General features: G+C 72.1%; 16 protein-coding genes and 1 pseudogene. 6 read left to right on the top strand and 11 right to left on the bottom strand.

The annotated features are described in order from the left end of the window. Positions 1-16: 16 nt before the first annotated feature. From OG611_RS33420 to OG611_RS33405, 4 genes and pseudogenes are all read right to left on the bottom strand, one after another. Positions 17-1213: a cytochrome P450 gene (locus OG611_RS33420; protein ID WP_266428832.1), complete on the bottom strand. Its 1197-nt coding sequence runs from the start codon at positions 1211-1213 to the stop codon at positions 17-19. Positions 1214-1276: 63 nt separating this feature from the next. Then, positions 1277-2002: a response regulator transcription factor gene (locus OG611_RS33415; RefSeq protein WP_266428830.1), complete on the bottom strand. Its 726-nt coding sequence runs from the start codon at positions 2000-2002 to the stop codon at positions 1277-1279. Between the two features lie 69 nt (positions 2003-2071). After that, positions 2072-3289 carry a sensor histidine kinase gene (locus tag OG611_RS33410; RefSeq protein ID WP_266428827.1) on the bottom strand — a complete coding sequence of 406 codons (1218 nt, stop codon included), beginning with the start codon at positions 3287-3289 and terminating at the stop codon, positions 2072-2074. A gap of 105 nt (positions 3290-3394) precedes the next feature. Then, positions 3395-3831 (bottom strand): annotated as a pseudogene (locus tag OG611_RS33405) (EamA family transporter); the annotation flags it as partial. 232 nt (positions 3832-4063) lie between these two features. On the opposite strand from OG611_RS33405, the gene OG611_RS33400 reads away from it, so the two are divergent. Next, positions 4064-4813 (top strand): SDR family NAD(P)-dependent oxidoreductase, encoded by a 750-nt coding sequence (locus OG611_RS33400; protein WP_266428824.1) that lies wholly within the window; start codon positions 4064-4066, stop codon positions 4811-4813. A 33-nt stretch (positions 4814-4846) separates the two neighbouring features. Here OG611_RS33400 and OG611_RS33395 read toward each other — a convergent pair whose 3' ends face one another. From OG611_RS33395 to allB, 3 genes are all read right to left on the bottom strand, one after another. Beyond that, positions 4847-5176, bottom strand: coding sequence for a putative quinol monooxygenase (locus OG611_RS33395; RefSeq protein WP_266428822.1), 330 nt, complete (start codon positions 5174-5176; stop codon positions 4847-4849). 112 nt (positions 5177-5288) lie between these two features. Beyond that, complete coding sequence (gene alc, locus OG611_RS33390) at positions 5289-6404, bottom strand: allantoicase (protein ID WP_266428819.1); 1116 nt, start codon at positions 6402-6404, stop codon at positions 5289-5291. A gap of 2 nt (positions 6405-6406) precedes the next feature. Next, entirely contained in the window at positions 6407-7750 is a 1344-nt protein-coding gene (gene allB, locus OG611_RS33385) for an allantoinase AllB (RefSeq protein ID WP_266428817.1), read from the bottom strand. A 363-nt stretch (positions 7751-8113) separates the two neighbouring features. On the opposite strand from allB, the gene OG611_RS33380 reads away from it, so the two are divergent. Further along, a complete protein-coding gene (locus OG611_RS33380) occupies positions 8114-8914 on the top strand; it encodes an IclR family transcriptional regulator (RefSeq protein WP_266428814.1) in 801 nt (266 codons plus the stop codon). Between the two features lie 53 nt (positions 8915-8967). On the opposite strand, the gene OG611_RS33375 is transcribed toward OG611_RS33380, so the two are convergent. Both OG611_RS33375 and OG611_RS33370 read right to left on the bottom strand, forming a co-directional pair. Further along, positions 8968-9648, bottom strand: coding sequence for an ABC transporter ATP-binding protein (locus OG611_RS33375; RefSeq protein ID WP_266428811.1), 681 nt, complete (start codon positions 9646-9648; stop codon positions 8968-8970). After that, positions 9645-10739, bottom strand: a complete 1095-nt coding sequence (locus tag OG611_RS33370) for an ABC transporter permease (RefSeq protein WP_266428809.1) — start codon at positions 10737-10739, stop codon at positions 9645-9647. The genes OG611_RS33375 and OG611_RS33370 overlap by 4 nt, the downstream gene beginning before the upstream one ends. 110 nt (positions 10740-10849) lie before the next feature. Between OG611_RS33370 and OG611_RS33365 the strand changes: the two genes are divergently transcribed. Both OG611_RS33365 and OG611_RS33360 read left to right on the top strand, forming a co-directional pair. Next, positions 10850-12067, top strand: a complete 1218-nt coding sequence (locus tag OG611_RS33365) for a sensor histidine kinase (RefSeq protein ID WP_266428806.1) — start codon at positions 10850-10852, stop codon at positions 12065-12067. Beyond that, positions 12064-12708, top strand: a complete 645-nt coding sequence (locus OG611_RS33360) for a response regulator transcription factor (protein WP_266428803.1) — start codon at positions 12064-12066, stop codon at positions 12706-12708. Before OG611_RS33365 ends, OG611_RS33360 begins: the two co-directional genes overlap by 4 nt. 77 nt (positions 12709-12785) lie before the next feature. Here OG611_RS33360 and OG611_RS33355 read toward each other — a convergent pair whose 3' ends face one another. Further along, positions 12786-13088 (bottom strand): DUF5955 family protein, encoded by a 303-nt coding sequence (locus OG611_RS33355; protein ID WP_266428800.1) that lies wholly within the window; start codon positions 13086-13088, stop codon positions 12786-12788. Positions 13089-13344: 256 nt separating this feature from the next. Between OG611_RS33355 and OG611_RS33350 the strand changes: the two genes are divergently transcribed. Both OG611_RS33350 and aceB read left to right on the top strand, forming a co-directional pair. Next, complete coding sequence (locus OG611_RS33350) at positions 13345-13950, top strand: NTP transferase domain-containing protein (RefSeq protein WP_266428797.1); 606 nt, start codon at positions 13345-13347, stop codon at positions 13948-13950. Positions 13951-14184: 234 nt separating this feature from the next. Then, positions 14185-15804, top strand: coding sequence for a malate synthase A (gene aceB, locus OG611_RS33345; protein WP_266428795.1), 1620 nt, complete (start codon positions 14185-14187; stop codon positions 15802-15804). Positions 15805-15890: 86 nt separating this feature from the next. Here aceB and OG611_RS33340 read toward each other — a convergent pair whose 3' ends face one another. Beyond that, positions 15891-17159, bottom strand: a complete 1269-nt coding sequence (locus tag OG611_RS33340) for an ABC transporter substrate-binding protein (RefSeq protein WP_266428792.1) — start codon at positions 17157-17159, stop codon at positions 15891-15893. Positions 17160-17275: the final 116 nt, after the last annotated feature.

The raw sequence follows: 17275 nt of genomic DNA, 5'->3' as shown, positions 1-17275 counted from the left end.
GACAGAGCTCCTTGTCTCACCAGCGGACGGGCAGCCCGCGCACCCCGCGGATCAGCATCCCGGGAATCCAGTCCAGCTCCCCGCCCTCCGCGTCCGATGCGAGGGAGGGGCACCGCTCCAGCAGGGTACGGATCGCGATCCGGCCCTCCATGCGGGCCAGCGGCGCACCCACGCAGAAGTGGACGCCGTGCCCGAAGGCCAGGTGTCCCTGGGCATCGCGGCGGATGTCGAAGGTGTCCGGTTCCGGGTAGCGGCCGCGGTCCCGGTCGGCGCCCGCCAGGGACACCAGGACCGGGGCGCCCGCCGGAACGACCCGCCGCCCGATCTCGACCTGCTCGCGGGGGTAGCGGAAGGTGGCGGTCTCCACCGGCCCGTCGTAGCGCAGCATCTCCTCGACCGCGCCGCCGATCAGCTCCGGGTCGTCCCTCAGGGCCGCCAGTTGGCGTGGGTGGTCGAGCAGTGCCCGTACCCCGTTGGCGATCAGGTTGACCGTGGTCTCGTGGCCGGCCACCAGCAGCAGGAAGGCCATGCCCACGAGTTCGTCGGGCGACAGACCGTCGCCCTCCTCATCGCGCGTCCTGACCAGGGCGCTCATCAGGTCGTCGCCGGGCGCGCACCGCTTGTCCTCGATGAGTTCGCGGAGGTACTCGTTCATGGCGCGCACCGCCTCGAACTCCTGCTCCGGCGAGGCGGGGGTGACGACGCCGTTCGACAGCCGGCGGAAGGCGTCGCGGTCCAGGTCCGGCACACCGATCAGCTCGCAGATGACGGTCATCGGGAGCGGGAAGGCGAGCGCGTCGACGAGATCGGCGCGTCCGGCGGGCACCATCGCGTCGAGGAGCTCGTCGGTGATCTGCTGGACGCGTGGGCGCAGGGCCTCGACCCGGCGGGCGGTGAACTCCCGGGCGACGAGCTTGCGCAGCCGGGTGTGGTGGGGCGCGTCCAGCTCCAGCATGTTGAGGAAGATGGGGTCGCTCTCGGCGGGTGCGCCGGGCAGGCCCCGCCAGTCCTTGGCGAACCGCTGGTCGGCGAGGACCGCGCGGGCCTCCTCGTATCCCACCACCAGCCAGACGCGCTCGAACTCGTCGGTGCGGACGGTGTGCACCGGGCCCGCGGCCCGCAGCTTCTCGTAGTACGGATACGGGTTCGCGGTGAAGTCCGCGAACCCGCGCAGATCGACATCGACCTCGGCACGGCCACTGGCATCGGACATGGGATCGCCCCTCCCGGTCTGACGGCTCCTTCGGCCCGGTCGCTTCGGACCGGCCGGTTCACCCTACGTCGCCGGCTCCGCGCCGTCGTCGCCGAGCAGACCCGCGTCGTGCACCAACAGCGCGATCTGGACACGGTTGTTGAAGCCGAACTTGGCCAGGATCCGGGACACCTGCGTCTTCACGGTCGCGACACTGAGGTAGAGCGTCGCGGCGATCTCGGCGTTGGAACGGCCGCGCGCGACGGCGATCGCGACCTCGCGTTCCCGCTCGGCGAGTGCGGCGATCCGCTGCCGTGCCCGGTCGGCACGGTCCATCCGGTCGTCGCGGGGACCGGTTCCGGCGGCGCGGGCCATGAGCCTGCGCGTCACCGCGGGCGACAGCACCGGGTCCCCGGCCGCCACCCGTCGTACCGAGTCGACGATCTGTGCCGGCGGGGTGTCCTTCAGGACGAATCCGGCCGCCCCGGCCCGGATGGCCCGCAGCACCTGTTCGTCGGCGTGGAACGTCGTCAGGACGACGACCTCCGGAGCGTCGGGGCGGGTGCGCAGGGACTCGGTCGCGGTCAGCCCGTCCATGCCGGGCATCCGGATGTCCATCAGCACCACGTCGGGGCGCAGCCGGTCGACGAGCTCCGCGACCTCGGTGCCGTCCGTCCCCTCCCCCACGATGTCGATGTCGTCGGCGCCGCCGAGCATGAGGGCGAGGCCGGCCCGTACGAGCGGGTCGTCGTCGACGATGAGCAGCCGGACGGGCCGTGCCGCGGGATCCATCGGGGCGGAGGTGGTCATGACGACAACCGTAGCCAGGCCCGGACACCGGACGCGCCGGGGACCGTCGGTCCGGGGCGGGTGCGACGGTCAGGCAGGCCACGGGAGCGAGGCCCGGACACGGAAGCCGCCGTCCGGTTCCGGCCCGTGGTCGAGGCTGCCCCCGGCCAGGGTGGCGCGTTCCGTGAGGCCGATGAGCCCCTGGCCGGAACCGGGGACCTGCTCGAAGGGTTCGGTGGGCGACGGATTGCGCACCTCGACGGTGAGCCCCTCGCCCGGGGCGCCGGTGACCATGACGGTGACCTCGGCGCCGGGAGCATGCTTGCGGGCGTTGGTCAGGCCCTCCTGGGCGATGCGGTAGACGGTGCGGCCGGTGGCGGCGGGGGCCGCGGCGGGGTCGCCGACCCGGTTTTCGAGGGTGACCTTCATGCCGGCCAGCCGGGACTCGGCGATCAGCGAGTCCAGGGTGGCGAGGGTGGGCTGCGGCCGGTCACCGTCGCTCTCTCCGGGACTGCGCAGGACTCCGATGATCTCGCGGAGGTCCTGGAGCGCCTCGTGCGCGCTGTCCCGGATGACCCCGGCCGCGCGGGCCACCTCGGCCGTCGGTGCGTCGGGGCGGAATTCGAGGGCACCGGCGTGGACGCTGAGCAGCGTCAGCCGGTGGGCGAGGACGTCGTGCATCTCGCGGGCGATGGCCTCGCGGGCCAGCCGCTGCGCCTGTTCGGCCCGGAGTTCCGCCTCGGTCTCGGCCCGGTGGGCCCGCTCGCGCAGGGTGACGACGAGCTGGCGCCTGGACCGTACGATCATGCCCCAGCTGATCACCAGCAGGGGCAGCAGCACTCCGACGACCGTGGCCCCGGTGAACGAGGTATCCGGGTCGGGGCGCAGATACGGCTGTACGGGGGCGAGGACCAGGGCGAGCGCCCCGACGGCCGCGACGGGCCGGAACGGGCGGTGCACGGCCACGCCGAACAGCGCGACGAGCATGGCCCCCGCCGAGACCGGCTCGACCGTTGCGACCAGAACCAGGGCCACCGCGACACCGACCGGCCACCGCCGCCGCACCCACAGGGCACAGCAGGCCAGGGCACCGATCACGATGTCGGCGAACAGGACGCCGTCAGGGGTGGTGGGGTCCGCTTCGATCGCCGCCGCCGCGAGCATGCCGACCACGGCCGCGCAGAGGAAGGCGGTCAGGTCGACGGCCCAGTCCCGCACGGTGCGTCGCGAGCGGCCGCGCCGGTCGTCGGGCAGCTCGGGGTCGGCCATCGCCGAGGGCAGCAGCCAGCGGTACTCCGTACGCGTCATGCCACAAAACTACCCAGGCCGGACGGATGCCCCCGGCCGTACGGACACGTCGAGCGACCAAAGTCGCGGAACACGAGACTTTCGGACGGCGGGCCGGCGGCCGGCTCAGGAGGCGGCCGGGGTCACTGCCCGGCGGCCCCAGGCGATACCGGCCAGGACGAGCACCGCGCCCACCGCGCCGAGGGCGCCGAGCCGATCACCGCCGATCGCGATGCCCGCGGCGGCGGCCCAGAGCGGCTCCGTGCCGAGCAGCAGGCTGACCCGGGACGGTGAGGTGCGGCGTACCGACCACATCTGCACGAAGAAGGCGAAGAGCGTGCGGAAGACGGAGAGGAAGAGCAGCCCGAGAGCGCCGCGGCGGCGAGGAAGGCCCTGGGCGGCCGGACGCGTGTCACGGCCGCCTCGGCGAGCGGCGTGAAGATCATGGTGAGGCTGATGACGAGGCCCGCGTTGGTCGCCGAGGTGTGCACGACGCCGTACGTCTCCACGAGGAAGATCGCGCTGAGGACGAGCCCCAGCAGGCCGGCCCCCCGCCACTGTGCCGGAGAGTCAGCTTCGCCATGGTCCTTCTCCTGATCCGGTCGGTCGGTCGTCCTTCTCTTCCGACCCCGCTGCCACCCGGAACTCATCGGTCCGACCGCGAACGGCGTCCCGCGTAGGCGTCCGATTCCCGCCGGTGACGGCCGGACGGAAGGGCTTTCCTGGTCCATGTCGAAGCGCACGACGCGTGTCGAAGCGCCCGACGAAACACCGTCGACCTGCAAGGAACCCATCATGACCAGCACCACCACCGGCACGACCCGGACCGCACTCGTCACCGGAGGCAGCCGGGGCATCGGCGCCGCGACCGCCCTGCGGCTCGCCCGGGACGGCGTCGATGTGGCACTGACGTACGTACAGGACGAGGCGGCCGCGCTGGCGGTCGTCGAGAAGATCCGCTCGTACGGCCGGCGCGGCATCGCCCTGCGCGTGGACTCGGCCGACCCCGAGGCGGTCCCGGCGGCCGTGACCGGCACCGCGGACGCGCTCGGCCGGCTGGACATCCTGGTCAACAACGCGGGCATCGGCGTCCTCGGGCCCATCGGCACCCTCACCCCCGCCGATGTGGACCGGGTGCTGGCGGTCAATGTGCGGGCGGTTTTCCTGGCCTGCCGCACGGCGGCGGAGCTGATGGAGCACGGTGGCCGCATCGTCTCCGTGGGCACGGCCCTGAGCCGGTACACGGGCGGTCCCGGCTCCACCCTCTACGCGATGAGCAAGTCGGCGCTGGCCGGTCTCACCAAGCCGCTCGCCCGTGAACTCGGCCCGCGCGGCATCACGGTCAACCTGGTGCAGCCCGGCCCGGTCGACACGGATCTCAACCCGGCCGACGGCCCGTTCGCCGCCGGCCAGCGCTCGGCGACCGCACTGGACCGGTTCGGTACGACGGACGAAGTGGCTTCCCTCATCGCCTACTTGGCCGGTGAGGAGGCGGCGTACATCACCGGCACGGAGGTGACGGTGGACGGCGGCCACGCCGCCTGACCGAGCCGCGTGCGGCCCCGGAGGTGTGCGGGGTCACCGCGAGCGCGGGGTGACCTCCGCCATCCGGGACCAACCCTCGCCCGGCACCTCGACGTTGATGATCTCCGGGGTCTCGGCGACGAGATCCGCCATCAGGTCCATGGCCGAGGCGAAGTGCTCGGACTTCACATGTGCCTCACCGGCCTCGGGGGAGGCGAAGGCCTCCAGCAGGACGAACTGGTCCGGGTTCTCGACGCTGTACGACCACTCGAAGAACACGTTGCCCGGCTCCTGCCGGGTGGCGAGGGTGAAGGGCTCGACGGCCGGGAGCCAGTTGTCGCGCTCTTCGCTGCGGACGGTGAACCTGACGGCGATGAAGATCATGTGTCCAGGGTCGCATATGCCCTGGACGGGGACTCATCGGGCACACCCGGATGGCGTCGGCCCCGGCTCCGGACTCCTTGTCCGGACCGGGGTCCGATGCGGGCAGGAGAGACTAACCGCCCAGCTCGCGATGGCGGGCCGCCAGCCGTGCGGCGCCCTCCTCGGTCGGCGAGCCGAACAGCCGCAGCCGGGAGATTCCGCCGTCCGGGAAGATGTCGATCCGGATGTGCGTGGCCCGGACCGGCTCCGGCAGGACGAAGCGGTGGTCGGTGTCGGGCTGCAGCCGGGTCCGGGGCAGCACCTCGGTCCAGTCGCCGCTCTCGCCGTCGCGGGCGGAGAGGCTCGCCCAGCCCGCCGAGTTGCCCTTCAGATACGCGGTGTCGATCTCGACGGCGCGGATCAGTGCCTGCTCGACGAGCCGGTAGCGGATCCAGTCGTTGCCCCTGTCGCGCCGGCGCCGGGTCTCCCAGCCATCGTCCATCTTGCGGGACCGGCCGGGCTGGATGGTGTTGGTGGCCGGGGAGTAGAAGCGGTCGGAGGCATCCTCCACCGTGCCGCCGTTCTCCAGGGCGACCAGATCGAAGGTGCCGAGCGCGGCCAGCCAGGCGGGGTCGGGGGCGACCTCGCCGTACACCCGGAGGCGGGCTATTCCGCCGTCGGGGTGCTGGTTGACCCGCAGATGGGTGACGCGCCGCTCGGCCGCGACCACGAAGCCGTTGGCCGCGTGACCGCCAACGGCCGTACGGGGTATGAGCGTTGTCCACTCGACCTCGGGCGCGAGGAGTTCCTCGGGCGACGGGGAGCCGGGCACGCAGGCCGCCTCGACGGAGACCGCCTGCGGGTAGTTGCCGCGGAAGTGGGCGGTGTCGACGACGATGCCGCGGACGATTCCGGGCGCGCCGAGCCGTACCAGCGCCCAGTCGTGGTCCCCGTCCGCGGGATGCGGCAGATCCGCGCTCGCACCGCGACGGCGGCGGGTCTCCCAGCCGTCCATGATCTTGCCCTTGTGGCCGAAGCGCTCGGGGTCGAACTCGGCGGGCTCCGGCTTGAGCAGGTTCTCGCGCTCGGCGAAGAACTCGTCGTTGGCGGCGATCACACCCGCGCCGAGCCGCCGGTCGGCGAGGTCGACGAGATCGGTGAAGGGGAAGTCGGCGGTGCGGTAGTCGGCGTACGGGTCGCCGCCGGCGTACGGGTTCGCGTCACCGGTGAAGCGTTCGGTCGCCGTCATGGTCACTGGTTCCTTTCGAGGAGTCGGCCGGTGGGTCCGGCGACCGTGCCGCCGGCCGCGATCCGTTCGCCCCGCAGCCAGGTCGACGTCACGACGCCGTGCAGGGTCCGGCCGGCGTACGCGGTGACCTGGTTTCGGTGGAAGAGCTCGGCGGGGTCGACGGTGAACGTGTCGTCGGGGGCGAGCACCGCGAAGTCCGCGTCGCGGCCGGCCTCGATGGCACCCTTCCGGGTCAGCCCGGCCAGTTCGGCGGGGGCGGCCGACATCCAGCGGGCGACGTCGTCGAGCGAGTGGCCGCGCTTGCGGGCCTCGGTCCAGATGGCGGGCAGTCCGAGCTGGAGGGAGGAGATCCCGCCCCAGGCGGAGGCGAAGTCCGGCGTCTTCAGGTCGGTGGTGCACGGCGAGTGGTCGGAGACGATGCAGTCGATCGTCCCGTCGGCCAGCCCCTGCCACAGCGCGTCCTGGTTGGCGGCCTCGCGGATCGGCGGGCAGCACTTGAACTCCGTGGCGCCGTCCGGGACCTCCTCGGCGGTGAGGGTGAGGAAGTGCGGGCAGGACTCCACCGTGATCCGTACGCCTTCCCGCTTGGCGGCGGCGATCATCGGCAGTGCGTCGCTGGAGGAGAGATGCAGGACGTGGACGCGGGCGTTCAGCCGCCTGGCATGCGCGATCAGGCCCTCGATCGCGGTGTTCTCGGCGTCGCGCGGCCGGGAGGCGAGGAAGTCGGCGTACGCGGGGCCGCTGCGCTGCGGGGCGGAGGCCAGGTGGCGCGGGTCCTCGGCGTGCACGATCAGCAGTCCGCCGAACCCGGCGATCTCCGCCATGGACCGGGCCAGCTGCTCCTGGTCGAGCTCGGGGAACTCCTCGACGCCGGAGGGCGAGAGGAAGCACTTGAAGCCGAACACCCCGGCCTCGTACAGCGGCCGCAGGTCCTTGACGTTGGACGGGATCGCACCGCCCCAGAAGCCGGTGTCGATGTGCGCCTTGGGGGCGGCCACCTGCTGCTTGGTGCGCAGATGGCCGACGGTGGTGGTCGGCGGCAGGGAGTTGAGCGGCATGTCGAGCAGGGTGGTGATGCCGCCCGCCGCCGCCGCGCGGGTGGCGGTGAAGAAGCCTTCCCACTTCGTGCGGCCCGGGTCGTTCACATGGACATGCGTGTCGACGAGTCCGGGCAGCAGGACATCGTCGCCGAAGTCCTCCGGCCGGGCGCCGGACGGCACCTCGGTGTCGTACGGCAGGACGGCGTCGATTCTCCCGTCGGCGACGGCGACCACTGCGGGGCGCGTCCCGTCCGGGGTGACGACACGCGTCGAGCGCAGTACCAGCTTCACGTCCGCACCGGACACCCGTGCTCCTTCACTTGGGACTTTCGAACGCTGACGAATTCAACGAACTGTTGAAGGAGTCTTCACTCGGGATTCGGGCCCGTCAAGACCCCACTCTCCTCGCCGGACGACCGGCGGGCCATCCCGCACCCACAACTGGAGATTTCCACAAAGTAAAAGACTCATTTCGGAGAGCGGAACGTAACATGGGACCAGTGCGGCCCCGCAGAACTGCCCCGCCGATTGCCGACACCGGGACAAACAGGCTCTGACCGGCCAGGACGCCGCACCCGGAGCAGTGGGCCGATCGGGAACCGCCCGGTAGGCTGCTGGGTGCCTCGCCGGGCGGGGCACCAGCTCTTCCGCCTCGAAAGGACCGTTGACGTGCCGCCGTCCCACGCCAGCACATCCGACTCCAAGCCCGCCGCGTCCAGCGGTGGTGTGCAGTCCCTTGAGCGTGCCTTCGATCTGCTGGAGCGGATGGCGGACGCGGGGGGTGAGGTCGGGCTGAGCGAACTCTCCGCGAGCAGCGGGCTCCCGCTGCCGACCATTCACCGCCTGATGCGCACGCTGGTGCTCTGCGGATACGTGCGCCAGCAGCCCAACCGGCGCTACGCCCTCGGCCCCCGGCTGATCCGGCTCGGTGAGTCCGCGTCCCGGCTCCTCGGCACCTGGGCCCGCCCGTATCTCGCCCGCCTGGTCGAGGAGACCGGCGAGACGGCGAACATGGCGCTGCTCGACGGCGACGAGATCGTGTACGTGGCGCAGGTGCCGTCCAAGCACTCGATGCGCATGTTCACCGAGGTGGGCCGCCGGGTGCTCCCCCACTCCACCGGGGTCGGCAAGGCGCTGCTGGCGCACACGCCGCCGGAGGAGGTGCGGGCCCTGCTCGCCCGTACCGGGATGCCCGCCGCCACCGAGAAGACGATCACCACCCCCGACGGCTTCCTCGACGCCCTGGAGCAGGTCCGCCGGGTCGGCTACGCGGTCGACGACAACGAGCAGGAGATCGGGGTCCGCTGCCTGGCGGTCTCCGTCCCGAACTCCCCCACTTCGGCCGCGATTTCGATCTCCGGTCCGGCGGGCCGGGTGACGGACGCGGCGACGGAGCGGATCGTGCCGATCCTCCAGCAGGCCGCGAAGGAGCTCTCCGACGCGCTGGCGAGCAGCGGCTCCGCCGGCTGAGACACCGGGGACGCGGAAGGAGGGGTGGCCGGGGCCACCCCTCCTTCCGCGTCTCAGACCGGTTCGGGCACCGTCAGGCGGCCGTCGTCCATCCGGACCGTGCGGTCCGCCCGGTCCAGATGGGTCCGGTCGTGCGTGACCAGCACCGTCGCCGTCGACCGTTCCCGGGTCAGCGCGACCAGCAGGTCCAGCACCGCCGCGCCCCGCTCGTGATCGAGCGCGCTGGTCGGTTCGTCGACCAGCAGCACCGCCGGGTCGTTCATCAGGGCGCGCGCGATGTTGATCCGCTGCCGCTGTCCGCCCGACAGCTGGTGCGGCCGGCGTCCGGCCTGGTCCGCCAGGCCGACCGCGTCCAGCAGTTCCAGCGCCCGGCCGCGGGCTCCGCGTACGGCGCCGCCCGAGAGGTGGGTCATCACCTGGAGCTGTTCGGCCGCCGTGAGCGACGGCAGCAGATTGGGCTGCTGGAAGACGATGCCGATGTGCTCGCGGCGCAGCTCCGCCTGTTGCGCACGGCCCAGGCCCGTGGTGTCCGTACCGGCGACGACCACCCGGCCCTCGTCCGGGGTGACCAGGGTCGCGGCCACCGCGAGCAGGCTGGACTTGCCGGATCCGGAGGGTCCCACGACCGCGGTGAGCGTACCCGCGGGCACATCCAGCGAGATCCGGTCGAGGGCGGTGAGCCGGCTGTCGCCGTCCGGGTAGGTGAGGGTGACGTCGGCGAGGGTGAGGGTCATCGGGCACTCCCGAGTGCGGTGAGCGGGTCGACGGCGGTGATCCGCCGGATGGACAGGGCCGCCCCGAGGGCACCGAGGACGATCATGATGGCGGCCGGGACCAGGACGGTCGCCGCGTCGAGGACGAACGGCACGGCGCCGCCACTGATCAGGGCGCCGAGCCCGGAGGCGAGCGCGGTACCCACTCCGGTGCCGATGGCGAGCATCACGACGGCCTGCCCGAGCGCGTCGCGCAGCAGATACGGGGTGGAGGCGCCCAGCGCCTTGAGCACGGCGACGTCGCCGCTGCGCTGGATCGTCCAGACGGTGAAGAAGGCGCCGATGACCAGGGCGGAGATGGCGAAGAGGAAGCCGCGCATCAGCTGGAGCGAGCCGTTCTCGGCCTGGTAGGAGCCGATTGCGGTGAGCGAGTCGCCGAGGGAGAGCGTGCTGGTGCCGGCCGCCCTGTCGCCCGCGCCGAGATCGGCGCCGTCGGTGGTGGTCAGGGCGATCACCGTGGCATGCCTGGCCCGGCCGTCGCCGTCGCCCCCGAACCGCTGCCAGTCGTCGAGCGAGGTCCACACGACCGGCGTGTGGCTGTACGAGGCGTCCCCCGCGACGGCCGCGACGGTGACCTCGTGGCCGCCGAGCCGCAGCCGGTCACCGACCCCGGCCGCCAGGTCGTCGGCGGCCTGCGCGGACAGCACCACCCGCCCCGTGCCGACCGGCGCACCGCCGGTGGGCGCCAGGCCCCCGTCCGGCTCGACCCCGAACGCCGACACCGCGGCCGTGCGCCCGCCCTGGACGGCGGCGGCGTTGAGCGTGCGGATGCCGAGCGGTTCCGCGCCGCTCACACCGGGCCGCTCCGCCCAGCTCCGCCAGGCACTCTCCTCGACGGTCGAGTCGGTGAAGGACACCGCCCGGCCGTCGGGCGGGGCGGCGAACGCCAGGTGGTCGGCGTTCAGCCCCGTGACGGCCGAGGTGTTCTCCCGGGCCAGACCGGCGGTGAGTCCGGACAGCAGACCCACGAGCAGCGTGATCAGCACCACGACCGTGCCCATGAGCGCGAACCGGCCCTTGGCGAACCGGAGATCTCTCCATGCAACGAACATGCCCCCAGCCTCGCCGTCCGGGCCGCCGGAAACATCGCTCGGCGGTGGGGCCCGACATCAACCTTTCGATTGACCGGCCCCCGCCGCCCCGCGTCTACGCTGGACGAATCATGGATTCCCACGCCCACCCCCCGGTCACCGCCGCACTGCGGCTGTGTCTGCACGCGCTGCTGGTGGGGCTGCTCGCACTCGCGGCGGTACGGGCCGTCGGTGACGGCAGCCCGCATGCCACCGCCGTCGTCGTGGTCGCCTGCGTGATGGCCGCCCTGTACGCGGCGGGTGCGCTCGCTCCTGCCGTACAGCCGCGCACCCGTGCCGCCGCGCTGTGGCTGGCGGCGCTGGGCGCCGTGTGGCTGGCGCTGCTCGTCCTGTCGCCGGACAGCCTGTGGGTGGCCTTCCCGCTCTACTTCCTGCAACTGCATCTGCTGCCGACGCGCTGGGCCCTGCCGGTCGTCGCCGCCACCGCCCTCGCCGCCATCGCGGGCTTCGTGCTGCACGGCCAGGCCGTCAACCCGGGCACCTTCATCGGGCCGCTGCTCGGGGCGGCGGTCGCGGTCGCGACGGTCCTCGGGTACGAGGCCCTGTTCCGGGAGAGCGAACGGCGCCGGGAACTCATCGAGGAGCTGATGTCGACCCGGGCGGAGCTGGCCGAGGCGGAACGCACCGCGGGCACGCTCGCCGAACGCGAGCGGCTGGCCCGCGAGATCCACGACACGCTGGCGCAGGGGCTGTCCAGCATCCAGCTCCTGCTGCGCGCCGCCGAACGCACCCTGTCCGCCGACGCTCCCGCCACCGCGCACGTCCGCCGGGCCCGCGAGGCCGCCCAGGACAATCTCGCCGAGGCCCGCCGCTTCGTACGCGCCCTGTCGCCGCCGGACCTGGAGAACGGCTCCCTGGCTGCCGCCCTGGAACGCCTCTCGTCCCGCACGACCACCCCCGGGCTCACGGTGCAGTTCGCGGTGAGCGGCACGCCGGTGGAGCTGCCCACGCCGTACGAGGTGGCGCTGCTGCGCACCGCCCAGTCGGCGCTGGCCAACACGGTGCGGCACGCCGGAGCCCGGCGTGCGGAGATCACCCTCAGCTTCATGGGCACCTCGGTGTCGCTGGACGTCGTCGACGACGGCCGGGGGTTCACCCCGGGGCTCGGCCCGGTCGTCGCGGACCAGGACACCGGCGGCTTCGGGCTGCCCGCGATGCGTGCGCGGGCCCGTTCGCTGGGCGGCACGCTCAGTGTCGAGTCGGCCCCCGGTCAGGGCACCGCCGTCGCCCTCACCCTCACCCTTCCCCTCCCGATCCCCGACGGCCGGCCAGGACAGGACGCCGCATGACCACTCCCGCCACCACTCCCATCAGGCTGCTGCTCGCCGACGACCATCCGGTGGTACGGGCTGGGCTGCGGGCCGTGCTCGACGCCGAACCCGGCTTCCGGGTGGTCGCCGAGGCGGCCACCGCCGAGCAGGCCGTGGCGCTCGCCGCGACCGGTGGGTTCAACGTCGTCCTCATGGACCTCCAGTTCGGCGCGGGCATGCACGGGTCGCAGGCCACCGCGGCCATCACGGCACAGCCGTGCGCGCCCCGGGTCCTGATCCTCACCACGTACGACTCGGACGCCGACATCCTGGCCGCGGTCGAGGCGGGCGCCGCCGGCTATCTGCTGAAGGACGCCCCGCCGGAGGAGCTGGCGGCGGCGGTCCGGACGGCCGCGGCCGGCCGGTCGGCCCTCGCGCCGGCCGTCGCCCACCGTCTGATGGACCGCATGCGGACGCCCGCGGAGGCGCTGACCAAGCGCGAGCTGGAGGTCCTGCAACTGGTCGGCGAGGGACTGTCGAACCTGCAGATCAGCAAGCGGCTCTTCCTCAGCCAGGCGACGGTCAAATCCCATCTGGTGCACATCTACGCCAAGCTGGGCGTGGACTCCCGCACCTCGGCGGTCGCGGCGGCGACGGCACGCAGGCTCATCCGCCGCTGACCCCGGCCACGTCGTGCCGTCGAACTGCCGTCGTCGCGCGGCAGGCGGCAGTCCGGCAACACGACCTGGGCCGCCGGTCAGCCGCGCGGCGGCTCGCCGAAGAGATCGACAGCGACCCGTACGTCCCTGAGCGCGGAGGCCAGGGCGCTCACCGAGCCGATCGCCCCCGCGATCAGCAGCAGCGAACGGCGCAGCCGCGGAATCTCGGGCACACCGCCTGCCGCCATCGCGTCCAGCGCGGCCAGTTCGTCCTCGGCGATCCCCCGGTCCGGGAATTCCGCGGGATGCCCCGCCAGCTCACGGCGGAGCCGGGAGACGGCCGTACGCAGCTCCGTGACCCTCGGATCCTCACCACTGCCGGTCACCCGCGTCTGCCCCACGCTTCGCAACAAAGCACTCCCCCTCGCACATCCTGTGCCAGTGTCCCGACCGGCCCCCACGGCATGGTCAAGTATCCGGGCGTGCGGGCAAGTTAACGCCATGAAAGGTGTCGTGCGCCACTCCGCGGACGGAATTCGGGGTGTCCCGTATGGGTGATGTGTTCGTCGCCCGGTGGACGCCGCTCCCGCTCGCGCCCTCTTCCGCTTGCTTGAGCGAAGGGTGCGCTTCCGGGGGCTGCCGGGGTATCCAGACCGCATGACTCCTACACCACCGACCCCCGAGGTCGCCGGACTGCTGCTCGCCGCGGGCGGCGGACGGCGGCTCGGCGGACGGCCCAAGGCGCTGCTCGAACACCATGGCCGACCACTGGTCGAGCACGCGGTGCGGGTCCTGCGGGACGGCGGCTGCGGTCCCGTCCATGTGGTCCTCGGCGCCGCCGCGGACGAGGTCCTGGCCCGCGCCGACCTGAGCGGCTGCACGGTGACCGTCAATCCCGGGTGGACCGAGGGCATGGGCTCGTCGCTGCGGGCGGGGCTCGGGGCGCTGGCCGGCACGGGGGCGGACGCGGCGCTCGTCCTCCTGGTCGATCAGCCGGGCATCGGCGCGGACGCGGTGGCGCGGGTGCGTTCGGCGTACCGCTCCCGGACGGGTCTCGCCGCCGCCGCGTACGACGGGGAGCGCGGCCATCCGGTGCTGTTCGGGGCGGCCCTGTGGGCGGACATCGCGGCGGGGGCGGTGGGCGACCAGGGCGCCCGCGCCTATCTGCGGGCGCACCGCGATGCGATCACGCTCGTCGAGTGTTCCGATGTGGCTCAGGCGTACGACATCGACACGGTGGCGGACCTGAAGCACCTCGGGTGACCGGACTGGCACGCTGCGCCAGCACGGTGCCACTTCTGTCGACCCGGAGAATCTCGACATCAACAAACCATTGAACTTCCACCATGAGGAAACTACTATCCACTGGTCAGAAGCCCTCTCCACCCCAGACGGCGTCCACGCCCGTATCCCGGAGCCCTGGCACGCCGTGCCGTTCCAGGCGACCCGGCAGCCGTGAGAGGCCGCCCGCACCGCCCGCTGAAGGAGTGACAGCTCATGTCCGCACCAGCGCCGTCCCCGCTGGCCATCGTCGATGCCGAGCCCCTGCCCCGGCAGGACGAGGTCCTCAACCACGCGGCCCTCGCGTTCGTGGCCGAGCTGCACCGGCAGTTCACGCCCCGCCGTGACGAGCTGCTCGCCCGCCGCGCCGAGCGCCGCGCCGAGATCGCCCGTACCTCCACGCTTGACTTCCTGCCCGAGACGGCGGCGATCCGCGCGGACGACTCCTGGAAGGTCGCACCGGCCCCGGCCGCGCTGAACGACCGCCGGGTGGAGATCACCGGTCCGACCGACCGCAAGATGACCATCAACGCCCTGAACTCGGGCGCCAAGGTCTGGCTCGCCGACTTCGAGGACGCGTCCGCCCCCACATGGGAGAACGTCGTCCTCGGCCAGCTCAACCTGATCGACGCCTACACCCGCAACATCGACTTCACGGACCCCCGGTCCGGCAAGTCGTACGCCCTGAAGTCCGCCGACGAGCTCGCCACGGTCGTCACCCGCCCCCGCGGCTGGCACCTGAACGAGCGCCACCTCCAGCTCGACGGCGTCCCGGTGCCGGGTGCGCTGGTCGACTTCGGCCTCTACTTCTTCCACAACGCCCAGCGCCTCATCGACCTCGGCAAGGGCCCGTACTTCTACCTCCCGAAGACCGAGTCGCACCTGGAGGCCCGCCTCTGGAACGACATCTTCGTCTTCGCCCAGGACTACGTCGGCATCCCGCAGGGCACGGTCCGTGCGACCGTCCTCATCGAGACGATCACTGCCGCGTACGAGATGGAGGAGATCCTCTACGAGCTCCGCGACCACGCCTCCGGGCTGAACGCGGGACGCTGGGACTATCTCTTCTCCATCGTCAAGAACTTCCGCGACGGCGGCTCCAAGTTCGTCCTGCCGGACCGCAACGCGGTGACGATGACCGCCCCGTTCATGCGCGCGTACACCGAACTGCTCGTCCGCACCTGCCACAAGCGCGGCGCGCACGCCATCGGCGGCATGGCCGCCTTCATCCCGTCCCGCCGCGACGCCGAGGTCAACCAGGTCGCCTTCGAGAAGGTCAAGGCCGACAAGGACCGCGAGGCCCACGACGGTTTCGACGGCTCCTGGGTCGCCCACCCCGACCTGGTCCCGATCGCCATGGCTTCCTTCGACGCGGTCCTCGGCGAGAAGCCGAACCAGAAGGACCGCCTGCGCGAGGACGTCTCGGTGGCCGCCGGCGACCTGATCGCCATCGACACCCTGGATGCCAGGCCCACCTACGAGGGCCTGCGCAACGCCGTCGCGGTCGGCATCCGCTACATCGAGGCCTGGCTGCGCGGCATGGGCGCGGTCGCCATCTTCAACCTGATGGAGGACGCGGCCACCGCGGAGATCTCCCGCTCGCAGATCTGGCAGTGGATCAACGCGGACGTGGTCTTCGAGAACGGCGAACACGCCACGGCGGAGCTGGCCCGCAAGGTCGCGGCCGAGGAACTCGCGGCGATCCGCGCCGAGATCGGCGACGAGGCCTTCGCCGCCGGCAAGTGGCAGCAGGCCCACGACCTCCTGCTCCAGGTCTCCCTGGACCAAGACTACGCGGACTTCCTGACGCTGCCGGCGTACGAGCAGTTGGTCTGAACCCCGTACGACCCGGCTCGACCTGCTCCGCCCCCGGCACCGCACAGCGCCGGGGGCGGAGGTCCGTCCGCGTCCAGGGACGGGCGTCAGGCGGTCGCCGCCGCCATGTCCGCCTTGACGGCCGACTCGTCCAGCGCCGTGAGCACGGCCTCGGGGTCGCTGCCCTTCATCACCGCCTGGCCCACATCGGTGCGTATCGTGCCCCTGACGGCGGGCCAGGACCGCATGTTGACCGGCGCGAACTGCGCGTCCGACAACTGCTCGACGAACGCCGACAGCGGCTGCTCGGAGGGCCGCCCGCTCGCCGCGTCGGACGCGGAGTACGTCACGGGAAGCGCGGACTGGCTGCCGCCGTAGGTCAGGGCGGACTTTCCGCTGTAGAGGAACGAGAGGAAGGCGCCGCATTCCTTGCGGTGGCCGTTCCGCTCGAACGCCATCAGCCAGTCGCTCAGCCCCAGCGGTGTGGCGGCTCCGCCGTCCTTCTTGGGGAACGGGGCGTGTGCGTAGGGGACTTTGGCCTGATCGGCCGCACCCATCAGCACGGGGTGGGCGATCAGCATCCCGATCTCGCCCCGCAGGAACTGTGCGTACGCATCGGTCCTGTTGAGCTGCGCGGGGTCGGCCCCGGCCAGCCCCTCGGCGACGAGCTCGTCCCGCAGCCAGGACAGGGCCTCGGTGTTGGCGGGCGTCGCGAAGTCGTACTCCGCGAGCTCCCCCGTATAGCCGCCGCCGGCCGCGAGCAGCCAGGACAGAGCCTCGTCGTCGGCCGCCTCGGGGCCGAACTGGAGCCCGTACGGGGTCTTCACGCCGATCGCCTTCAGCGCCTGGGCGGCGGACCGCAGCCCGTCCCACGACGTGGGGGCGCCGCTGACGCGCGCCCGCCGGAAGAGTTCCTTGTTGTAGAAGAGCCGGGGCGTGCTGGCCAGGAAGGGGATCCCGTAGCCGGCGTTGTCGACCGTGCCCGCCTCGGTGAAGGACCGGATGAAATCGGCCTGGGTGACGATGTCGAACAGCTGGGTCATGTTGTAGAGCCGGCCGTCCTCCGCATAGGGCGCGAAGACGTTCGACTGAGCGATGTCGGGCGCCCGGCCCTCCTCGACCCGTCGGGCGAGCGTCTTGTCGATCTTGTCGAACGGGACCCGCTCCAGGTTGATCCTGATGCCGGCGTGCTGCTTCTCGAAGGCGGAGACGACGCTGTCCCACTGGTCGCCGAGCGAGGCACCCACGCTCTTGTCGTAACTCGCCACGAGGAGATCGAGTTTCACGCCCTTGTGCGTCGCGCAGCCGGTGAGCCCGAACGCGGCCGTGGTGCCGGCGAGGCCGGCCGTCTGAAGAAGGAACTGCCGCCGACGCACCGCTCTTGCCACCTCTTGCTAGTCCAGCACATGCCTTTGTGGCAGATTCTGCCACAAAGGCAAGAACTGCCTAGCGGGGCGAAGTGCCTCCGAGGCATAACCTGATCCGCATGCAA

Origin of the sequence: Streptomyces sp. NBC_01363 (assembly GCF_026340595.1) — a bacterium.
Lineage (GTDB): Bacteria > Actinomycetota > Actinomycetes > Streptomycetales > Streptomycetaceae > Streptomyces.
Note: the sequence above shows the minus strand (reverse complement) of the source record. Positions and strands in the feature narration are given on the sequence as shown.